The organism is Bacillus sp. P4_D3 (genome assembly GCF_056401855.1).
Window position 1 is genome coordinate 18,819 of the sequence record NZ_JBFUIN010000016.1, and the last position, 19,562, is coordinate 38,380.

General features: G+C 34.9%; 19 protein-coding genes and 3 pseudogenes. 8 read left to right on the forward strand and 14 right to left on the reverse strand.

The annotated features are described in order from the left end of the window. Positions 1-28: 28 nt before the first annotated feature. A complete protein-coding gene (locus tag AC1DTM_RS05230) occupies positions 29-1,063 on the reverse strand; it encodes a ketopantoate reductase family protein (protein ID WP_367959765.1) in 1,035 nt (344 codons plus the stop codon). A gap of 17 nt (positions 1,064-1,080) precedes the next feature. Next, positions 1,081-1,821, reverse strand: a complete 741-nt coding sequence (locus tag AC1DTM_RS05235; protein ID WP_367959766.1) for an acetoacetate decarboxylase — start codon at positions 1,819-1,821, stop codon at positions 1,081-1,083. A gap of 204 nt (positions 1,822-2,025) precedes the next feature. Between AC1DTM_RS05235 and AC1DTM_RS05240 the strand changes: the two genes are divergently transcribed. Continuing rightward, positions 2,026-2,928, forward strand: coding sequence for a LysR family transcriptional regulator (locus AC1DTM_RS05240; RefSeq protein ID WP_477000067.1), 903 nt, complete (start codon positions 2,026-2,028; stop codon positions 2,926-2,928). 154 nt (positions 2,929-3,082) lie between these two features. Here AC1DTM_RS05240 and AC1DTM_RS05245 read toward each other — a convergent pair whose 3' ends face one another. From AC1DTM_RS05245 to AC1DTM_RS05260, 4 genes and pseudogenes are all read right to left on the reverse strand, one after another. Next, positions 3,083-3,286: a hypothetical protein gene (locus tag AC1DTM_RS05245; protein WP_282896194.1), complete on the reverse strand. Its 204-nt coding sequence runs from the start codon at positions 3,284-3,286 to the stop codon at positions 3,083-3,085. Positions 3,287-3,783: 497 nt separating this feature from the next. Next, positions 3,784-4,077, reverse strand: coding sequence for a YfzA family protein (locus tag AC1DTM_RS05250; RefSeq protein ID WP_367959843.1), 294 nt, complete (start codon positions 4,075-4,077; stop codon positions 3,784-3,786). A gap of 29 nt (positions 4,078-4,106) precedes the next feature. Continuing rightward, positions 4,107-4,256 (reverse strand): annotated as a pseudogene (locus tag AC1DTM_RS05255) (ABC-2 transporter permease); the annotation flags it as partial. A 128-nt stretch (positions 4,257-4,384) separates the two neighbouring features. Continuing rightward, entirely contained in the window at positions 4,385-5,815 is a 1,431-nt protein-coding gene (locus AC1DTM_RS05260) for an IS4 family transposase (RefSeq protein WP_477000068.1), read from the reverse strand. 190 nt (positions 5,816-6,005) lie between these two features. On the opposite strand from AC1DTM_RS05260, the gene AC1DTM_RS05265 reads away from it, so the two are divergent. The 4 genes and pseudogenes from AC1DTM_RS05265 to AC1DTM_RS05280 all read left to right on the forward strand — a co-directional run. After that, positions 6,006-6,935 carry an AAA family ATPase gene (locus tag AC1DTM_RS05265; protein ID WP_088099759.1) on the forward strand — a complete coding sequence of 310 codons (930 nt, stop codon included), beginning with the start codon at positions 6,006-6,008 and terminating at the stop codon, positions 6,933-6,935. After that, positions 6,932-8,029, forward strand: coding sequence for a DUF58 domain-containing protein (locus tag AC1DTM_RS05270; protein ID WP_070145867.1), 1,098 nt, complete (start codon positions 6,932-6,934; stop codon positions 8,027-8,029). The genes AC1DTM_RS05265 and AC1DTM_RS05270 overlap by 4 nt, the downstream gene beginning before the upstream one ends. A gap of 11 nt (positions 8,030-8,040) precedes the next feature. Next, positions 8,041-8,811, forward strand: a complete 771-nt coding sequence (locus AC1DTM_RS05275; RefSeq protein WP_088099761.1) for a hypothetical protein — start codon at positions 8,041-8,043, stop codon at positions 8,809-8,811. A 90-nt stretch (positions 8,812-8,901) separates the two neighbouring features. Further along, positions 8,902-9,239, forward strand: a pseudogene (locus AC1DTM_RS05280) (MBL fold metallo-hydrolase); the annotation flags it as partial. 692 nt (positions 9,240-9,931) lie between these two features. Here AC1DTM_RS05280 and AC1DTM_RS05285 read toward each other — a convergent pair. After that, positions 9,932-10,384 carry a CBO0543 family protein gene (locus AC1DTM_RS05285; RefSeq protein WP_002144427.1) on the reverse strand — a complete coding sequence of 151 codons (453 nt, stop codon included), beginning with the start codon at positions 10,382-10,384 and terminating at the stop codon, positions 9,932-9,934. Positions 10,385-10,715: 331 nt separating this feature from the next. On the opposite strand from AC1DTM_RS05285, the gene AC1DTM_RS05290 reads away from it, so the two are divergent. Continuing rightward, on the forward strand, positions 10,716-10,910 hold the full coding sequence (locus AC1DTM_RS05290) for a hypothetical protein (protein WP_477000069.1): 195 nt from the start codon (positions 10,716-10,718) through the stop codon (positions 10,908-10,910). A 403-nt stretch (positions 10,911-11,313) separates the two neighbouring features. On the opposite strand, the gene AC1DTM_RS05295 is transcribed toward AC1DTM_RS05290, so the two are convergent. Further along, positions 11,314-11,508, reverse strand: coding sequence for a hypothetical protein (locus tag AC1DTM_RS05295; RefSeq protein WP_016103999.1), 195 nt, complete (start codon positions 11,506-11,508; stop codon positions 11,314-11,316). Positions 11,509-11,734: 226 nt separating this feature from the next. Between AC1DTM_RS05295 and AC1DTM_RS05300 the strand changes: the two genes are divergently transcribed. Beyond that, positions 11,735-12,070: a MerR family transcriptional regulator gene (locus AC1DTM_RS05300; protein WP_016104000.1), complete on the forward strand. Its 336-nt coding sequence runs from the start codon at positions 11,735-11,737 to the stop codon at positions 12,068-12,070. Between the two features lie 48 nt (positions 12,071-12,118). Here AC1DTM_RS05300 and AC1DTM_RS05305 read toward each other — a convergent pair whose 3' ends face one another. From AC1DTM_RS05305 to AC1DTM_RS05330, 6 genes and pseudogenes are all read right to left on the reverse strand, one after another. Next, positions 12,119-12,250, reverse strand: coding sequence for a hypothetical protein (locus AC1DTM_RS05305; protein ID WP_267864875.1), 132 nt, complete (start codon positions 12,248-12,250; stop codon positions 12,119-12,121). A gap of 231 nt (positions 12,251-12,481) precedes the next feature. Continuing rightward, positions 12,482-12,934, reverse strand: a complete 453-nt coding sequence (locus AC1DTM_RS05310) for a lysostaphin resistance A-like protein (protein WP_477000070.1) — start codon at positions 12,932-12,934, stop codon at positions 12,482-12,484. A gap of 34 nt (positions 12,935-12,968) precedes the next feature. Then, a complete protein-coding gene (locus AC1DTM_RS05315) occupies positions 12,969-15,113 on the reverse strand; it encodes a type IA DNA topoisomerase (protein ID WP_088099762.1) in 2,145 nt (714 codons plus the stop codon). A gap of 154 nt (positions 15,114-15,267) precedes the next feature. Then, on the reverse strand, positions 15,268-15,840 hold the full coding sequence (locus AC1DTM_RS05320) for a type III toxin-antitoxin system ToxN/AbiQ family toxin (RefSeq protein WP_002144420.1): 573 nt from the start codon (positions 15,838-15,840) through the stop codon (positions 15,268-15,270). A gap of 247 nt (positions 15,841-16,087) precedes the next feature. Next, a complete protein-coding gene (locus AC1DTM_RS05325) occupies positions 16,088-17,113 on the reverse strand; it encodes a DUF3991 and TOPRIM domain-containing protein (protein ID WP_016104012.1) in 1,026 nt (341 codons plus the stop codon). A gap of 165 nt (positions 17,114-17,278) precedes the next feature. Beyond that, positions 17,279-17,829, reverse strand: a pseudogene (locus AC1DTM_RS05330) (metal-dependent hydrolase). A gap of 238 nt (positions 17,830-18,067) precedes the next feature. Between AC1DTM_RS05330 and AC1DTM_RS05335 the strand changes: the two are divergent. After that, on the forward strand, positions 18,068-19,498 hold the full coding sequence (locus AC1DTM_RS05335; RefSeq protein WP_477000071.1) for an IS4-like element ISBce2 family transposase: 1,431 nt from the start codon (positions 18,068-18,070) through the stop codon (positions 19,496-19,498). Positions 19,499-19,562: the final 64 nt, after the last annotated feature.

The following is a 19,562-nucleotide window of genomic DNA, read 5'->3' on the forward strand; positions in this document are numbered from 1 at the left end:
TGCATAAGTTTCTTTTTATGACAAAATTTTAATTGTTATTTTCAATTAGCTGTTTAAATGATTGAATATTTAAAACGAAATTCGGAATATTTTTCGTTTCTTCTGCTTGTTTCACAAGTTTTACTACTAAATCATTGTATGGTGTTAAAATCCTTGAATGCTTCGCTTGGTTAGGAACGATTCCATTAATATAGTCTATTTCTGTTTCTCTTTGCTTTTCAAGGTCTTGTAACATACTCGCTTTTAATAGTGCTTGTGGTTTGAAAATGGTTCTAAAAACATTCATTCTATCTGCAATATCAGATTCATTTTTTATTTCTAAAGATGAAATATCAAAGCCCCCCATACAAGCAAATTTTATACCTTTTGAGTGACCTACCTTAATAGTTTCATCCGCTAAATGCACTGCACTCTTAACACCAAACTCATTATCGAGTACATCACCGTACGTACCCCCAAGCGCTGCTGACATACCACTAAGAGCTACGTTGACCATTAATTTTGACCACTTTATTCCAACAAGGTTATCCGATATAACTGTGCCACCTACATGATCTAATACAGATTTTATATTTTGAATTCTTTCAGTCATTGAACCATCAAGTTCACCGATTGCAAATGCCTGCTCCTTAAATGTATCAAAGTTTGTAGTAAGTTTTGAAACTCCTGGTTCTACCCACGTTGCGCCAAATTCAACTGAGCCACCCACTACTCGCTCTTTACCAACTAATGAAACAATATTTCCCTCAGGAATTCCGTTTTGTAACGAACAAACAACGCTTGTTTCATTTAGGAAAGGAAGTAATTCACTTATAACGGATTGATTATAAAGTTGTTTCGTAAGCAATAAGACTAAATCATATGTCCCTGACATTTGTTTTGGTGTAACTGCTTTTACTGGTATAGTACATTCTGTTGTGCCTACAATTTTCGCTCCAAATTTGTTTAATGCGTCGACATGAGCTTGATTTACGTCAATTAATTCGACGTTTTCTCCGCCCTTTGCAATAAATGCCCCGATAATAGTACCTAAAGAACCTGCTCCTAAAACTGCAACTCTCATCTTAAACACACCTTTCTTTATTTCGTATTCAGAAAATTATAAACTGGCTGTACAGCATTTAAAGTTAAATCAGTCAAAATATGTGTAGCTGAAACAACCTCAAGGACTGGTAAATCTGCGAGCGGTGCAAGTGCATGCTCAAATAGTTGCAATCGTGCAGGTCCCGTCCAAGCTTCCTTTATTGTGATATCTGTAATTTGAGTACGAACCAAATCACAAACCTTTAATTGTCCTTCATATCCCGTTGCTATCTTAACCATAAAATTTGGGCGGGATATTTCTTTTAGAGCTTCTTTATGATCTAATGGAATATGTTTATAGCCCATTGTTGCAGTTGCAACACGTAATGAACCATAATCAAGTGTCCCAACTAAAGTATCCGAGTCTATAAGCAACTCTGGATTACCTAATTTTTTTGGATAAGCGGACAGTTCACGCCCACTTGCAATCGCTGGGAAGTTGTCAACATACATGGAATGTATATAATCACCCTCTTCTCCATTAAAGCTTACTGGTATAACTTGTCCTGCTTCAGTATAAGAACCAAGTCCAGAAACATCAGGCATCTTCATCACCTCAAACTTAACGAAAGGTTCCGTAATTTCTAAAGGCTCAGGTACAACTTTACGTAAAGCTGTCATGTCAGTTCTATAAATAATATTTAAATATTCCCGATTCACAAATTTATATGGCGGCATTGGATATGCTGGTGAAGTCAATGGTGTAGTTAAATGTTTTGGCACATTGTTGATATTCATTCGTTTTACACTCCCTATGATGATAATCTTGAGCTTTTATTATTTTATAAGCTATCTTTCATAAAAAATTTTCTTTATAAAACATCTTGTAACAAAGCGATATGAATGCTTTGCTTCTACATCTGTATTGTAATTTACAATTATGATAAAATAAATTTAATTAAATTTATTTTCACTTAAATTTTTTTTAAGGATGTGTCTTACATGAATATCATTCAGCTTCAATATTTAATTGATGTAGGAGAGTTAGGCTCTTTCACTGAAGCAGCAAAAAAAAACCGTATGACCGTACCAACAATAAGCCAATCCATTGCACAATTAGAGAATGAATTGGGTGTTACACTCTTTACCCGTTCAAGGAAAGGAACCAATTCAACTATTGAAGGGAAAATCGTTATTCAACATGCGCTTACTGTTTTGAAAACGATTAATAAAATGAAGAATGAAATATCAGTATTCCAAAGTGAGAATCAAGAAAATATTATTATTGCTACTATCCCAGGGATGATCTCACAGATAATTGATACTACAATAAAATTTAGGAAAGACTTTCCTCATGTGAATATCCAGTTAGTTGAAGGTGATTCTAGATTAGTCCTAAATTACGTTCAAAACGGCCATGCTGATTTAGGATTTGTATCTTTTAAAACGGAAAAAGAAGAAGAATTTTTAACATGGGAACCATTAGTAAAAGGTGAAACCTTGTTAGTAATAAATAAACGATCCCATTTGCGCTTTAAACAGAGTATCTCAGGTGATGAATTAGAGGATGAAATGATTGTTTTGTATAATGATCCCTACTTAAAAAAGATTACTCAAGATATTTTACCGACGCATTTATGGAATAAAGTCTCATTAATAACCAATAGCATAGAAGGTATCTTCCGAATGATTATTCATGAAAATGCAGTTACAATTGGTCCCGATTATCTTGTTCATTCATTACCCCCAGAGCAAAAAAATGAAATTATCACTGTCTCCATAGATAAATATAAAACGATCCCCTATTATCTTTGGAAGGTAACAAGAAAAAATGAAAAAGCATCTGGGCTAATAAATCAATTTACAGAGCAATTATTCAGTAATTTATCTAATCCACACAATTAATTTATATTGATGTTGGATGTCGTTAAAAAACGATAAAAAAAAGCCTTACTGGAGTACGGAAATGATTCGAGGTATGATGGGCCACTACGAAAGAAATTTAAATTAATGCAATAAAAACCGTAGAAATTTACCATTTCTACGGTTTTATGCTCACCTAAGAACAGCACACTACAGCATCATCAAATGCATCTTCTGGAATATACACCTTATTACCCTCCACTTTATATGGAATGTTATTCCTCTCTAGTTTGTCTGTGTTAACGCTTTCTATAGTGTCGCCCCATTGTACATATTTTCCGTTGTATTCTTTTTGACAAGCAGATAATATGAATAAAATAGTCAGACAAAAAACAAGCATCAGCTTCTTTTTCAAAATCTTTATCTCCTTTTTATAAGCAAATATGTATTTCCAAGATGTTTATTTAAAGAATAACACTTAGTACAATATAGAAAAACTATTCGTAGGATATATAGTAATATTTTTCATATTAGGGGTCACCATATAGTGAAAAAGAGTTTTACAAAAGTATGAAAATAGCAAATTGATACGAACCAAAGGTATTATTGTTGTTATCTTAAAAAGACCTTGTAGCAATTGCTACAAGGTCTTTTTGTTTTTCTAATAGAAACGAAAGTAAACTTTTAGCCAAAAGTTTACTTTCATTCCCCCTTAAACATTGACTTTTATCTAATTTCATTGGAATTAGATAAAAGTATACATTCAAATCATTGAAAATAACAGGATTGGAAAATAGATGGATAAAAAGCAACGTTTAATTGATGTACAGCTAGTTCGGAACAAAGAACAGCTCGAAGAAAAAAACAAACAGCCACTATTTTGGGTCGCAGCATGTGCTAATTAACTCTTTTTCTAGAAAAGGCGTCTTTTATTACACCTGTTAATACATTTAGGAATAATAAAATAGCCATAACTGCCGTTAGTACGTTAAATTGCTTTGTTTTATAAGGAGCGAACCATTCCGTAAAGAACTCAGAATTAACAAGACGGTCTCCAACTCCTCCTTCCTTGAAGTTTGGTATCCACGAAGTCATATCAAGGATGATAAAGATTAATTGCATGACTAGAAATGCTCCAAGAATTTTCAGCCACTCTCGTATTCGATTAGGACGCTCTTTTTTTGATGTCATTTAAACAATCCTCCTTTAAGAATTTACTATTAAAAAGCTTTGTTTTGATAGATACGAATAGATAATATCCATGATACCCCATAGCAACAGACTGCTATGACAGAAATAACGAAAAATAATTTTAAATCTGAAATCTCTTTAAAAAAATTCAATACGTCATTAGCATATTTATTTAATAGGGGTACAGCCGCATGCCCATCAAGCTAACCAAGTAAATTACTAGATATGAAACGATCCTTGTTTCAAAACTAGCAATTGATAGAAAAGTAGGCATGCTAAAGAAGCCTATTAAAACGTGATTTTTTCGCTAGGCAGCTTGTCTATGCTTTACCGTCGTTTTATACACAATCCCTAGAATATCAAAGACGGTCATCTTCTTATACCGATGACATTTACGACCGTTCTTTTTGAGCAGCAGATAAAGACGATGCAAAATTTTTAAAATTTCTTCTGTGCCAACGGCTATCGCTTGAAACAGTAACGGAAAGTAACCTTTAATCATATAAATCGCTTTGTATTCACTCAGCTCCTGCTTTGTCTTTTCAAGCAGAAACTGTCGCATTTGAAACATCGTAGAAGAACAGAGGAGAATGCCGATGAGTTGTCCATATAAATGGCACTCTAGGCGTTCTCTTTTAATATTTTTACATTCATCAATTTCAAAAAATGACTTCCACGTTTTAAACAAAATTTCAATCTGCCAACGAAGTGAATACAATGAGTGCACGTAGTTCGTTGGTACTCCTTCTAGAGACGTGTTCGTGATATATACATTCATACCCATTAAACGTTTACTTTTATCCTTCATGACAATGCCTTTTTTCTTTTCACGTATCGCTTGGTTTTTCAGGCGTGTTTGCGTTTGATTATCGGTTAAACGATGGATAATGACACGTGCTGGAAGCTTCTGATTTTGGCCAATGTATGCCTCGGGGATTTCTATCGTTTCACCTGGGATTAGACCCGACATCATTTGTGTCATATCAAGTTGGATGTATTCTGTTTGCTTTTTTAACGTGCCGTTGTTGAAGTATTCTGGCTCAGGGTTCTTGATATAAATGCGTGTATTCAGCTTCAACCGCGAGATATAGTAAGCCTCTTTATCATGAATAGTTTGTAAGTCTCCTAAATCGAAGTAACCAAGATCACGTAAACACAAATCGCCCGCCTCTACGGTTTCAAGGCAGATGGTACCGTATGTTTTATCATTATTCTTTCCTGGTCCAAGCTGCACGTTAAGAAATTGACCACTAAGTAAATCATATTCCAATTGGATTTTCACGCCTGCCGTATTACTACTCCCGCCTGAACCTTGATAGTTAGTGGCGAAATGATCAGGCAGTTGAAACACTGTCGCATCTAAAATACGGATACGATTGAAAGTAGAGATCATGTGTGCAGAAAGCGAGTGATTTGAACAGAGTTTTTGTGTGAGAAGGGAAGTAAAGACTTCTCGAAGAAATGCGACAGCGGCTGGATTAAAGCGTTGATTCAGTCCTTCTGGACTCATCAGTACCCCAGTGGAAGCTTCCAATCGACTACACAATTGTGAAAGTGATGTGCTAGCTATTTCCTGACTGAGCCATACGCAAAGAGCAATGAGTTCGTTTGCTTGATACTTACTAGATCGCTGTACAAAGCCAACTTGTTTGGCGATATCTTGTAGGACTACTGGAGATAAAAAGTATTGTAGCTCTTGTGCAAAAAGATTCAGTTCATTTGAAATAATAGGATTCATTAAAAACACCATCCTTTCTCATAAACTTCTTACGATAAGCATAACGTTTTTTTATTTTAAGGGTATGATTTTAACTTCGCTTGATGGGCATGGGGTAGCACTAACAAAATTCGTATTTTCCAGTTTATAGAAAATGTTTATCGTGGTAAAATATCAGAAAAAACAAATAATATAAAAGGGGATAAGGAATATGAACATATTAGAAAAAATTAAAGAAAACGTTTCAAAAGTTATTGTAGGAAAGGAAGGAGTAATTGATTTAGCGATGATTGCATTAGTTGCAAATGGACATGTTTTATTAGAAGACGTACCAGGAACGGGGAAAACAACATTAGCCAAAACTCTTGCGAAAAGTATTGATGGGGCTTTTCAGCGTATTCAATTTACATCGGATACGTTGCCGGGTGATGTAGTAGGATTAGAATACTTTGATATGAAAGAAAGTGATTTTAAAACGAGAAAAGGACCTATTTTTGCAAATCTAGTTTTAGTAGATGAAATTAACAGGGCTGTCCCGCGAACACAATCAGCGTTGTTAGAGGTAATGGAGGAGCGTACCGTAACAATTTCGGGCGTAACGCATGTATTACCAATGCTATTTATTGTATTAGCAACGCAAAATCCATTAGAATCGGCAGGAACTTTTACGCTTCCAGATGCGCAGCTAGATCGCTTTCTATTAACCATTCGGCAAGGGTATCCAGATCGTATATATGAAAAAGAAATGCTAAAACGATTTAAAGAAAATAATCCATTTAACGATTTACAAAGTGTTGTAACTCTTTCTGACATATTAGAGTTGCAAGAGCAATCTAAAAGAATCCATATACACGATGAGGTGGAAGAATACTTGCTTGATATTGTAGAAGCAACGCGAAATCATGATTTGATAGAAATCGGGGTTAGTCCTCGTGGCTCTTTAGCTTTTATGAGAGCGGCGCAAGCAAGGGCATTATTAAAGGAGCGGGAATATGTAACTCCTGATGATTTGAAAGCCTTGGCAACTCCGGTTTGTGCTCATCGATTAACGTTAACAATTGAAGGGGATATGAAAACAACTAAAGTAGATGTACTGCAAGGAATTTTAGAAAAAATTGCAGTGCCGGTAGAAAGCGTATGAATGAGATTATAAAAAGGAAAAATCCGTTGCTGGAACCTCTCTTTATAGGGGGAATCGGCGTTATTTTTCTTATTCTCTTTGTTTTTACAAATCAACTTTTTATTGTGGTCCTCTTTTTGTTTTATTTGTTGTTAGCTGGATTTTTACATTTGTATATGAAAGTAGTCATGAGAGTGAAATGGGATATCTCGCAAAATCAAAAGAGACTATTTATGAATGAAAGAGGAGAGTGTGTAGTGCAAATTATAAATGAAGCACGTTTTCCAATCTTTAAAGCAACTCTTCAATTTCGTTCGGATGAACAAATAGAGTGGGAAACGGATCAGAAGATGCAGCGTTCGCATCACTCTTATCAAATTCCTCTCCAATTAGAAGGAAGAGATATGATAACAATTATGTTAGAGGGGAGTGCAAATGAAAGAGGAAGACAAGGGTGGCAAGCAGCAGAACTCATAATATCAGATCCATTCGGCCTTTTAACGTATTACTTGCCTATTGAACACAAGGAACTCCCTGAATTTCATATTCTTCCGCAAATGTTGAAAGTGATGATACCCGAAATAACAACGTGGAAGCATGGATTTCGCAGAGCGGCTGTTTCTCCGTTATATGATGAAACGAAAATAGTAGGTGTGAAAGAATATGAAGGGGAATCATTTCGCTCTATTCATTGGGGGGCGACTGCGAAAACTGGGGTCATTAGTGCGAAAAAATATGAATATACACAAGGCGATCGATATGCACTTTATGTAAATGTAGTAGGGAAAACGGGATATACGCTTCGTACAGATATGGAATATTTAATTCAAGTCGCTGCTGGGGTATGTCGGGAGTTAATCTCGCAAGACTGCTCGTTCGAACTATGGATAAATGGCGTACGGGAACAAGGCGTCATTCACTTAAAAGGTGGAAAGCACCGAAAACAACTTTATAAAGCAATGGATTTGTTATCTTCGTTAACAGAAAAAGATATACCATTGAATGCACATTTCTTTTATCAAACAGGATTTCGCAGACAAGAAGCAGGGGGGATTCCATTAATTATTGGATATCCACCGGAAAAACAAAAAGGGTGGATACAAATTGTGAAGTAAAGGGAGGAACGGTGAATAAATTGAAATGGGGATCGCGTGTTATATTTTGTTTTCTAGCCATTAGCGCTTGTTTTGTATTGGCGATTGGAATAACGAAAGGTGCATTTTTTGCAAAAGAGAAGGTGGTAGATTTTTTTTATCAGGAGGGAGAAGCTGATGTATCTAGTGAAGAGACGATACGGAAAAGCAAGGAAAGCTTAGAAGGAAGCAGAAGAGGAGAAGCTCGGGAGCCTGGGGATGATTCAGGAGGGGCATTAGGTGAAATTGAAAATCCGCCTGATTCTGATGAAGAGGGATATTTTAAGGAGGGAAAGTTTGAAAGATTTTCCCAAGATAGAAAGGGACAAAATGACGATGCAGGGTTTATAGGGGTTAGCATTGAAAATATATTTATACAAATTGGCATCCTATTCTTAGTGATGGTAATCATAATTTTTATCTTTCGCCGTATGCGGAATAAGAAGCAGACAATTCATCATATACATTTGAAACAAAAAGAAGTACGAAAAATTGGGGAAGATGCAGAACAAGAAGAACGAGATAGCTTAATACTGCCAGCGGAAGAAGTAAGAGCAATGCTAATAAAATGGGAGCTAACATTATCAAAGTTTGAAAAGAGAAGGTTACAAGAGACGGTTCAACAATGGTTTTCCCGTATTCATAAGAACAGTGATATTATTCCAATTTATGAGAAAGTTAGATATGGAGAAGGAACTGCCTCAAATGAGGAGTTACAGATGATGCGGAAATGGATACATGAAAATGTAAAGAAAAGTTTATAGTGAAAAAAGAGATAGAAGGAAAAAGTTTGTTACTAGCGGAAGTATTACGTTATTGTTTCATCCAAACTGAGGGGAGAATGTGGATATATAATGACTGATAAAAAACTGTATTTTTTATCAGCTGGCCGCTGCCATGTTAGATCACTCTTCGGTTAATAGTATGCCTACTCCAGGTAAACTTCTGAATTTGCCTGTATGGAGCTATCTTTTGAAAACAACAGAAGGCCCTATTTTGATAGACACAGGAATGCCAGAAAGTGTAGTAGATAATGAAGATATTTTTAAGGGAACGTTTGTTGAAGGTCAGATTCTTCCAAAAAATGAAACCGGATGATAGAATTGTAAACATTTTAAAACGAGTGGGCTATGCACCAGAAGATCTTCTCTGTGCTATTAGCTCTCATTTGCATTTTGACCATTTGGTAGGAAGAAAAATAATATAACTCCCCATCGCCATCAGGTTAAGAAATTCATTGTTCTCCAAAACGACAAAAGTACACTGAATTCTCATAAACAAACAACTGTGGTGAGATAAAATTTTTGTTTTGGGGGTACTTCAAAATCTTAGCTTGATGGGCATGGGGCGGTACCCCTATTAGCTTGATAGCGATGGGGTCCTACCAACATGCCCATCAACTTAAGAATTTTTTTAACACCGCAAAACAAAAAAGTTGTACATTTTCACATGAAGATGYMMATTYTCTCGTTTTGGAGRTRTTTGTATTTCTTAGCTTGATAGCGATGGGTCTGTACCCCTTAATGCTCCTTCACTACACTTCCGTTTCGTTCTGTCCGCTTAACCATTGACATTCTAGTTTGTTAACTCTTCTTTCTTTTTATTGATCATAACAAATAAATAAAAAAAGAAAGAAGAATCTTGATGATCCCTCCCCCTTTTAAATGTTAGTTTACATTCATTTTCTTTAATTTATTGGTTTTATCGCACTTTACTGATTTTATCTAAAATCACTAACGAAAATATACATTCAAAACACTATAAATAAAGAGGTTTAAATCTATGAACAAAAAAAGAAAAAGCTAGATCCATGCTAGCTTTTTTACATAATTTTCGTTATCGGCAATCAAAAATATTCGAGTTCTATTATGTTGCCTTCAAAATTTAGCTAATGACTTGTAATTTTCTTAAATAGAGGTAATACCAGTACACCCACATATAAGGGATGATATAGGAAAAAAATGTCCAAATAATATTCCATCCGTTACCATATACGATTTTCCCACTTAAAACTAATGTCATTTCAAGAAGAGTAGTAAATAGCGATATAAAAAAGACCATCAAGTAAGGTCTTTTGGTTTTCTTTATAAAGAATATCAAGTAACTTGCCAAAATCGGATAAAGTCCTATATTGAAAGGTAAGCCAGACAAAGTTTTTTGATCAAGGAAAGGAGCAATTCTCCAAAAACCACAATAAAGGCCGAATTCATTTACGACAAAAGCAACGACACAACCAAATGAGCCAATCAGAGGTATAATTCTTCTCTCTTTTTTGTAAAGGTGAAAAATTCCAACAGTCCAAGGTAACACAAATGCAATTAGAATATTAAATAGCATTTTGACTCTACCTTCCTTTCTCTATAACCATCTTCACCTTACTCCTTATAATTTAAACTAAAAAAGTTTTCCATACCAACGCAGTCTTATTTTGTTTTCAAAAATATATCCCATATACAAATCTAATTTACATAACCCCACTTATCGGTAGTTCATATATCTAGAAACCTAGAAAAGGTCGCTTCAGATTTTCTGAAGTGACCTTTTCGTTCACATAATCAGTATTATCAGTAGTTAGTCTGCCTAATTTCAAATAAGAATAAGCTCCTTTATTTTCTTTAAACATAGCATGTAAAAGAATAGGAAATATTTATAAAAAGTAGGTGAAAACATGACATTAGATTCTCACCGTATTATAGGTTTCCCTGGAATGGGTATGGGCGGYTTCCCTGGACAAGGTATGGGCGGCTTCCCTGGACAAGGTATGGGCGGYTTCCCTGGAMWRGGTATGGGCGGYTTCCCTGGACAAGGTATGGGCGGCTTCCCTAGAATGGATATACCAGTTATCTATAACTTTGATTTTTAATACTTTATATTTGGATATAGATGACAATAGATAAGATTGACCCTTGGATCACCTGTTAGAGTCATCTTACCTATTGCCATCTATTAACTTGTACCAACTTTCTTACATAACATCACTTATTTATAGCAAACCAACAGGAACTAGAACTATATCTTTTATTGATGTACATTTTAGTTAATTTAAAATAATAATAGAAAAAGAATGTTAGTACATTCATACGTACAGCAATTATTCCTTTTCATGCTATCATGTTATTTGTACAAATAACGTAAAAAAACAAATATATCCAATGTTAATTAAAAGAATAAACAATACAATTATTAAAATAAATAGGCCACCAAATCCATATTTTTATGAAAATAAAAACCGAGTACTTTTCTTCAAAGCACTCGTTCAAAGAGATTTAACAATCTCGACGATCATCACGATCACAGTCATGATGATGATTACGTCTGCGACGACAATCATCACAATCGCAGTCACGGTCACGTCTACAACAACAATCATCAAAATCTCTATGTCTGCGTCTGCAAAACATTAAATCATCCCAAAATCTATTACAATCACGAAAATGTCTGAAATTACCATTACACCCCATAAATATGATTTCCTCCTCTTAACAATAGAATTCATCATATTCTATGCTTAAAAACAAAAACAGCTTGTTTACTAGTCTACATTCTATTCGTTCATTAGAATAATAAGGTACTTTGCCCTTAGCCGATATTACCAACAAATTTCACATTTCAAAGGTATTTCGTTTTATCATGTATAATGTAACTTTAGGAACGTCAATTGGAACGTTAAGAGGAGCGTGAGGAACGATGTCTGATAGAACACGGAATGGTATACAATCCGAGCCACTCCCAGCTTTCCTAACCAAGGAAGTAGCAGAAATGTTAAGTATTAGCGAAAGCTATTTGCGTAAATGGTGTTTAGAGTTAGAAAAACATGAATACATCTTTATAAAAATTCGTGATCCTAAAAGTAATCGCGAGTATCGAACCTTTACTTCAAAAGATATAAAAGCTTTGAAACAATTTCAAACACTTATGAAAGATGCCGGATATAACAAGGCGGATGCTGCCAAAACTATAGCAATAACCATAAATAATGAAAATTGGAACACGAGTGGAAAAAGAGAAACATTGAGAAAATAACCAGGATAAAATGAACTTTTCCTCTTTTTCTTATATTTCACCCAAAGATTATTTGGCTGAGCCCTTATTCCCCCTTTTCGAGGGTATGGGCAAAAACACCCTATATGCTCCTTCCATAAATCCCTCTCCACAAGATTCACATGAATATCGCTCTTCATATCCAATTTCATATTCTTCCACGTTACTTCCTCCTCATCTTTGTGTAAATGTGGACACTTACACAAGTTCACATGTGTACATTTTATATTCCTTAACGCTATTATACAACTCTTAAACTGACATATCAATAATAAATGTACACTTGTGTACATTTACACTTTTACACAAGTTCACAAAATGAAGTTTAAATAAAAAAAGACTTCATAAATAGTTATGAAGTCCTTTTATTTAGATAATTGCTATAGCGCCATGTTAATTAACTAAAAAGCTTGATGCCAAAAATACAAATGCATTATATAAGATATGAGCTGACATTGGTACTTTCAAATCTTTTGTCTTTTCGTAACTCCATGCATATAAACAACCATTTACAAAGTAAGGGAAGAAGAACCAGTCAAAATGAACCGCTGCAAAGATACCGTTAGCAATAATGATTGCTGTTGTTCGATTGATCCGCTCCAACAATACTTCTAATCCAAGTGGCAAAATCTTTCTAAATATAAACTCTTCAATGATAGGGGCAACCAATACAGGTATCAATACATATAAAARATTTATTTCTATCTTTTGATTTACATTCACTACATTTCCAGTTCCAATTGATAGACTCGCCTTTATATAAGAAAAMAGCAAACTGGACAAAATCGCTAGTCCAKTTGCTATTAACACCCATTTACCTTTTTGCAAAACAGCTTTCATATTCACTTTTTCTWCTCYCCTTACCTACTWTRATTCCTGGTTATTTTTTTGCTGCAAATTCAAGTTCTAACCTACCCGATTGTGATAATTTCAAGTAACCGTCAAATTCTTTCCCTGATTTACCTTTCATCTTCTTTATTAACCCTGTTTTCTTTCCTTCTAATAATTTCTTTGCATTTGCTTCCGAAATTTTCTTAGTTAAATATTCCCCTGACATTGAGAATTTACATCCTTCCTTATAACCACTGCACCCATAGAATGTTTTACGATTCACGACATCTTTCCCACATTTCGGGCATTTACCAATTGTATCTTTCGCTTTCATATCTTGAATTTTATTATCTATTTTCAACTCACCAATAGATTCTGTAGCCCCTTTAATTAGATCCTTAATAAATCCGCTAGTTTGACTAACAAATATATCCTTAGAACCTTGTTCTTTACCGATTTTTCGCAAATAACCTTCCCATTTCGCTGTTAGTTCAGGTTTCGCTAACATCGTTCCCTGAACTGATTCACAAAGGATTTCTCCTTTTGGTGTAACACTCACTTTATTCCGCTTCACTTCTATATACCCTTGTTTTTTCAACGTTTCTATAATGCCAGCACGAGTTGCTTCTGTACCCAGTCCCTCTACTTCTTTAAGAATAATTTTACTTTCCTCATCTTCTACTGAAGAACCACACTTTTTCATCATGGTAATCAATTGACCTTCTGTATATGGTTTAGGTGGCGTAGTGACACCTTCTTTTGATTTTACTAAGCCCTGGACAAATTCGTCTTGTTTAACTACGGGTAAAAGAGATACTTTCTCTTGATCGTCCTCTTCCTCAATTTTATCCGTCACATACAACTCTTTCCATCCTAAGGATTTTTCTGCCTTTCCTTTTGTGGTGAACAACAGACCGTTCAAATCACTTGTTATTACTGTTTCTTCATACATATAAGGCGCATGGAACATGCTTAATACACTCTTTAACACTTCCATATATAAATTTCTTTGTTTATCAGGTAATCTTGCGATTGTTTCTCTTGATGGAACATTTTTAGTTAATACAATTGCATAGTGTTCCTGGACTTTCTTATTATCAACATAGCGCTTATTTGCAGTTAATGAATGCGGTTGGAAATTCACACTTGCAATGGATTGATAACCACTCAAATTATTCTTTAAATACTCAAACTCACCTTCTGTAATATAATTGCAGTCTGTACGGGGATATGTTACTAATTTAGCTTCATATAATTCCTGAATCCCTTTTAAAACGTCAGCTGGTGAATACTTATATTTTTTGTTGGCCAAAGCTTGTATAGAAGAAAGAGAGAATAATTTTGGTGCTTCTTGTTGTTTTGGTTTTACTTCTACAGATTTAATCATGCCTTGTTGACTGTTATTTTCAGAAAGACTATGTTGCTGCAGCAAGCTCATTAATTCTCCTTTTGTGGCAAATCTCTCTTTATAACGTCCCATGTATACACCGTTTGGAGAAGTAAATTGCGCTTCCAATTCAAAGAAAGGCGTTGGTTTAAAGTTTTTAATTTCCTGTTGTCTCTTATTTATTAAACATAACGCTGGTGTTTGGACTCGACCTACACTATAAGCTCCTTGAACCCCTTTCTGACGTAAGAGAAGTGTATATAATCTACTAGCATTCATCCCAATGATCCAATCACTAATTTGACGAGCTTGCGCTTCCTCAAACATACTTTCAAAATCTTCTCCAGGTTTTAAGTTTTGGAAACCTTTTTTAATTTCATCTACTTCTAAGCTATTGATCCATAGGCGTTTAATCTTTTTATGTGTACATCCAGCTTCCTGGATTATCAACCTTGCAATTGCTTCACCTTCCCTGTCTATATCAACGCCTACGACCGTTGTATCAGCTTCCTTCATTAATTTTTTTACAATATTAAATTGTTTTTTCTTATCAGCCGATACTTTATATTCATAGCGTGAAGGTAAAATTGGCAATTGTGACAAATCCCATTTTTCCCATTCCTTTTTATAATCTTGAGGGGATTTCAATTCTACTAGATGCCCATAAGCCCAAGTGATATTCCCTCCACTTGGTAATAAAGAACAAGGTGGAACATAAAAGTGACCCTCTCTCTTTTCAACTTTCGGGAATGCTTCAGCATACGCTTTCGCTTGATTCGGTTTCTCTGCTAAGACAAGTACGGACATATTTTTAACTTCCTCTCATTAGTAAAATTTTATATAAAAAAGGCGCAGCATTGACTATGCTACTCCTAAAAATACTGTGAACTTGTGTAAATGTGTATTTGTGTACATTTACACAAGTGAATTAAAAAGACCAACATAGCGCTATGTTGGTCTTTTATCTCTCACGCCCCATTTGGCGCATATATGCTATTCTTCTAGCTTGACCCTTTTCTTTATATTCCTGGCACTTTTCCTCTAATTTAGAGAAATCACAGCAAACTCCTTTTAAGAATTTCTGTTTTTGTGAAGGCTTTCCTTGTACAGTTACATCTTTATATACTTTTTCCACTTTATTAGAAACTCGATCCATATTCTCTTTTAAAAACAAATACTGTTTTAACATCAAATTACCATACTTAGGATCTGTCTCCGTTTTTTCTGCTATATCAATTTCTTTACACTCTTTTTCTGGGACTGGAATCATGTTATTGACCAATAAAACTCCAATTCGCTTCTCAGGGTTATCAATATCGAATAACTTTACACTGACCTGGCTATTAAGATTTTTATCATTACGTGATGTTAAAGGCACAAAATAATCATGACCATTGATTTTTTCCAATACACCTACATACGGTCTGCTATGCTGTTCGTCTTTATTAAAGGGTACTTTACTATCTGTTTCTCTTAGATAGTCTATATATTTGGTTGAAATAGTGTAAAATTTAGGATTATCTTTATTAGCCAAATCTCTTCTCCCCCTAAAAACAAAAAAAGTAGGAAGAAAACTCTTCCTACTTTTAAAATTCTTTTTTTGTGCCTACTACGGTAAGGCTACACCAATTTTTTGGTACTCACTACGGTAGAGTTACACCAATTTTTTCGCGCCTACTAAAGTAAGGCTACTCTAATTTTGTACTCTTATTATATGCAATTTACTAATAAAAATCAACATTTTCAAGTTCATTTCACTACATTTTAAAATTATACTTCGTTTATCTTTCTCTGCCCATTTGTTGTAAATAAGAAGTTCGTCTTCCCTGTTCTTCTAGTTTAGCTACACGTTTACATTCATCATTCCAATCCCATTTTCGCCCTTCTTCTGGTGTTTTAGGAAATTCAGGTTTAAATGCAACAATGCTTCCATCATTTTTCCCATATCGAAAATGTATTAATCTCTCTACAAACGATTTACCTGCTTGATCATTATCTACACACAAGGAAAGACTGTCAGGGACATCACCAATTCGCTCCTGGCTTTTCATATAGTAATTAAATATCACTTGTGGTTTAAGTCCCTCCATACTAACCAAATGTGTATCTTTAAGATCATGTTTATGTAGTGATGCATAACTCAACAAATCAATTGATGATTCAAAAAACTTTAAATTTCGAGGTTCACCATTTAATACATTAAAACCGTAGTTCGCTGTAGAGTTTTTTTGGATATTTTTCCACGCCCCACGTTTATATTTATCCGACTTAACAACGCCTTGCTCTGATCCACCCATCACTGCTCCATTTTCACGGTCTTTCCATAAAAACAAAACATTATTGTACTTATCTTGCTTAATCAAGCCTTTATCATGCAATGCATCTACTACTTGAGGATCAATTTTTCTATCCTTCACCAGGTAATCTTTTGCTCGGTCAAAATGAGATACCTCTTTTCCAGAAAAATGCTCATAGTCATAAGGTTCACTCACGTATTTAACCTCTGAAGCCTTTTCATAATCTTTTTCCCCTTCAATTAACCGCTGCATAGCTCCTGGGAAGGAAGCTCCTTCTACTTCCTGCACAAAATTAATAATATTACCGTTAACAACTCTACTGTTCCAGTAGAATTGGTTTTTCTTTCTATCGATAATTAGGCTGTCATGATCCACAAGGCGATAATAACGCTCACTGTCGCTCTTTACAGGAATATCATTTTGCATACAATAATCAACAATATCAAGTGCTGCGGCTTTTTCAATGTCTTCTTTTGTATATTTCTTTATATTTTTCGTTTGATTTTCCATAGCGATTCCTCCAATAAAAAAAGACCGTGTATCTTTTACACGGTCTTCTCTGACTTTATTTTTTGTTATACCAGCTCTAAAAGGTTTGTTAATTCATTTACAGTAATTGCTGTCTTAAACTGAACATCACCTCCTTTTTCAGTTCTAATGAATAAATTTCACCACTCAACCAAATAATGATTTAAAAGCTCCCAAAACCCCTGAAGTCCCAGGTTGGAAGCTTGCCATTCCATATGAATAAAGCTCATATACAACCACAATCGTGCTAATCATTAAAATTAACTTCTCCGCTATACCGTTATAGCTGTAATAAAAGACATTAAAACCACTTTGGAAATTTTTATTTGATAATGGCAGCAGCCATTTGATTCCTTTTTTCGAAAAACTATCTTCCACTAGATGCAGAAAGTACCCAGCAAAAATACACATCCCATTGGTAAACGATAATGGTGTCATTCCTACTGCAAATAAAATAGGAATCAACACAAGCACTAATCCAAGTAGCGAATGTGTGATTCCCCTATGACCAAATACTGTATTCAGAAGATCTGATACTCCACGAGTTTTTCGGCCGATCCATGAATGCTGTTCATCAATATCAGGCAATAAAGCCCCAAAACTAACCGCTATAACATTTCCAACCTAAGGTTTCCTGTTGAAGCTAGAACAGGCAGAGCGACCGCTAGGCTCGTTGTAAGGTGAGTTTTATACTTCACTTGTACTTACACCTCTTTCATTAGTTAATAATCTCGACCATTCATTTGTCGCATCATATGTTATCTTCTTGCCTGCTCCCTGTCCTGGGATACATGTGTATGCTCTTCGTGATGAACTGTATCTTTTCCCATATGGGGTAGCGCCACACATCCATCAACTTAAGGATTTAGACTATTCTTAAACTTAAAAGCACGTTACTATTCTCTTATGTTAATGAGAAAGGGTGACGTGCTTTTTATGAATATGCATCAAAAACAAGAGCTGTCTTTATTTGCCGAAGAGTTATATCGMTATATGTCTCCCGCTACACTKAATCAATTAGCTATAGAAGCAGGYGGAATGAAACGAAAACGTAAGTGCCATGGGCACCATTTTTTATCTTTGTGTGTATGGTTAAATCAACAAATCGCTACAACCTCTCTTACTCAACTTTGTAGTCAATTAGAAACTTCWACWGGAATTTTATTAAGTCCTGAGGGACTTAATCGACGATTTAACTCGGCTTCTGTAGCCTTCTTTCGAAATGTATTTACTACACTTCTACAAGCTAAAATTGGAGGRTCATCTACAATTTCTCATTCTCTTTCTGCTTACTTTGAGCGGATTCGCATCCTTGATTCTACAACCTTTCAAGTTCCAGATCGATTCGCAGCTACTTATCCTGGTGCCGGAGGCTGTAGTCATACAGCTGGTGTAAAAATTCAATTAGAGTATGACTTGTTGAGTGGAGAGTTTTCTGATGTGAAAATTGAACCAGGAAAACGAAGTGATCAGGCATATGGGGCGACTCGAATGGACATGACACAAAAGAATGAACTRTATATTCGTGACTTAGGGTAYTTTCGTTTACAAGACTTTAAATCGATCCAAGATAAGGAAGGGTATTATTTATCACGTCTTAAATTRCCAACTAAAATATATAGAAAAGAATTCGAAACAGTGGTATTTAAAACAAAACCTGCTCAATTGAGACCGGTATATATACAAATTCATTTGGAAGACATCATGAACCAATTACAACCTGGCCAAGTRTATGAATTACATGATGTATATGTAGGGAGCAAAGACAAACTACCCACTCGCATTGTGGTTTATAGATGTACAGAGGAGCAAAAACAGAAACGTCTACATGATCGAGCTATTCGTGAAAAGAAAAAAGGGATTACATATACAGAGCGTACGAMACTTTTACAAGGAATTACGGTATATATGACAAACATTCCTACGGAATGGGTRCCGAAAGAGAAAATCTATGATTTATATTCACTGCGTTGGCAAATTGAGCTGTTATTTAAAATATGGAAATCTTGGTTTCGAATTCATCGTTGTAAATCTATTAAACAAGAGCGATTAGAATGCCACCTTTATGGACAACTCATTAGTATCCTATTATGTTCTTCTACTATGTTTAAAATGAGAGAACTCCTGTTACGTAAGAAACAGAAAGAACTAAGTGAATATAAAGCGATGTACATAATTAAAGATTATTTCTTACTTTTTCATCAAGCACTACATAAAAACACCCAAGAATTATCAAAGATTCTCCTTCGTCTGTTTAACCTCCTACAGCGAAACGGACGAAAATCTCACAGATATGAGAAAAAAACAGTCTTTGATATTTTAGGTGTTGTGTATGAGTATACCACTTCTGCCCATCAGGTAGCATAGCGAAAAATTTGAAACCCGTCAGGGTTTATTTGATGTGCCTACTTTTATGCTATCTATAAAAGAT

What these genes read in the sequence shown, in the direction of transcription:
- AC1DTM_RS05235 (WP_367959766.1), bottom strand. Translation starts at nt 1,821, where the DNA reads ATGAATATCAACAATGTGCCAAAACATTTAACTACACCATTGACTTCA.
- AC1DTM_RS05245 (WP_282896194.1), bottom strand. Translation starts at nt 3,286, where the DNA reads ATGCTTGTTTTTTGTCTGACTATTTTATTCATATTATCTGCTTGTCAA.
- AC1DTM_RS05270 (WP_070145867.1), top strand. Translation starts at nt 6,932, where the DNA reads ATGAATGAGATTATAAAAAGGAAAAATCCGTTGCTGGAACCTCTCTTT.
- AC1DTM_RS05315 (WP_088099762.1), bottom strand. Translation starts at nt 15,113, where the DNA reads ATGTCCGTACTTGTCTTAGCAGAGAAACCGAATCAAGCGAAAGCGTAT.
- AC1DTM_RS05250 (WP_367959843.1), bottom strand. Translation starts at nt 4,077, where the DNA reads ATGACATCAAAAAAAGAGCGTCCTAATCGAATACGAGAGTGGCTGAAA.
- AC1DTM_RS05260 (WP_477000068.1), bottom strand. Translation starts at nt 5,815, where the DNA reads ATGAATCCTATTATTTCAAATGAACTGAATCTTTTTGCACAAGAGCTA.
- AC1DTM_RS05295 (WP_016103999.1), bottom strand. Translation starts at nt 11,508, where the DNA reads ATGGGGTGTAATGGTAATTTCAGACATTTTCGTGATTGTAATAGATTT.
- AC1DTM_RS05325 (WP_016104012.1), bottom strand. Translation starts at nt 17,113, where the DNA reads ATGGAAAATCAAACGAAAAATATAAAGAAATATACAAAAGAAGACATT.
- AC1DTM_RS05230 (WP_367959765.1), bottom strand. Translation starts at nt 1,063, where the DNA reads ATGAGAGTTGCAGTTTTAGGAGCAGGTTCTTTAGGTACTATTATCGGG.
- AC1DTM_RS05240 (WP_477000067.1), top strand. Translation starts at nt 2,026, where the DNA reads ATGAATATCATTCAGCTTCAATATTTAATTGATGTAGGAGAGTTAGGC.
- AC1DTM_RS05285 (WP_002144427.1), bottom strand. Translation starts at nt 10,384, where the DNA reads ATGCTATTTAATATTCTAATTGCATTTGTGTTACCTTGGACTGTTGGA.
- AC1DTM_RS05300 (WP_016104000.1), top strand. Translation starts at nt 11,735, where the DNA reads ATGTCTGATAGAACACGGAATGGTATACAATCCGAGCCACTCCCAGCT.
- AC1DTM_RS05265 (WP_088099759.1), top strand. Translation starts at nt 6,006, where the DNA reads ATGAACATATTAGAAAAAATTAAAGAAAACGTTTCAAAAGTTATTGTA.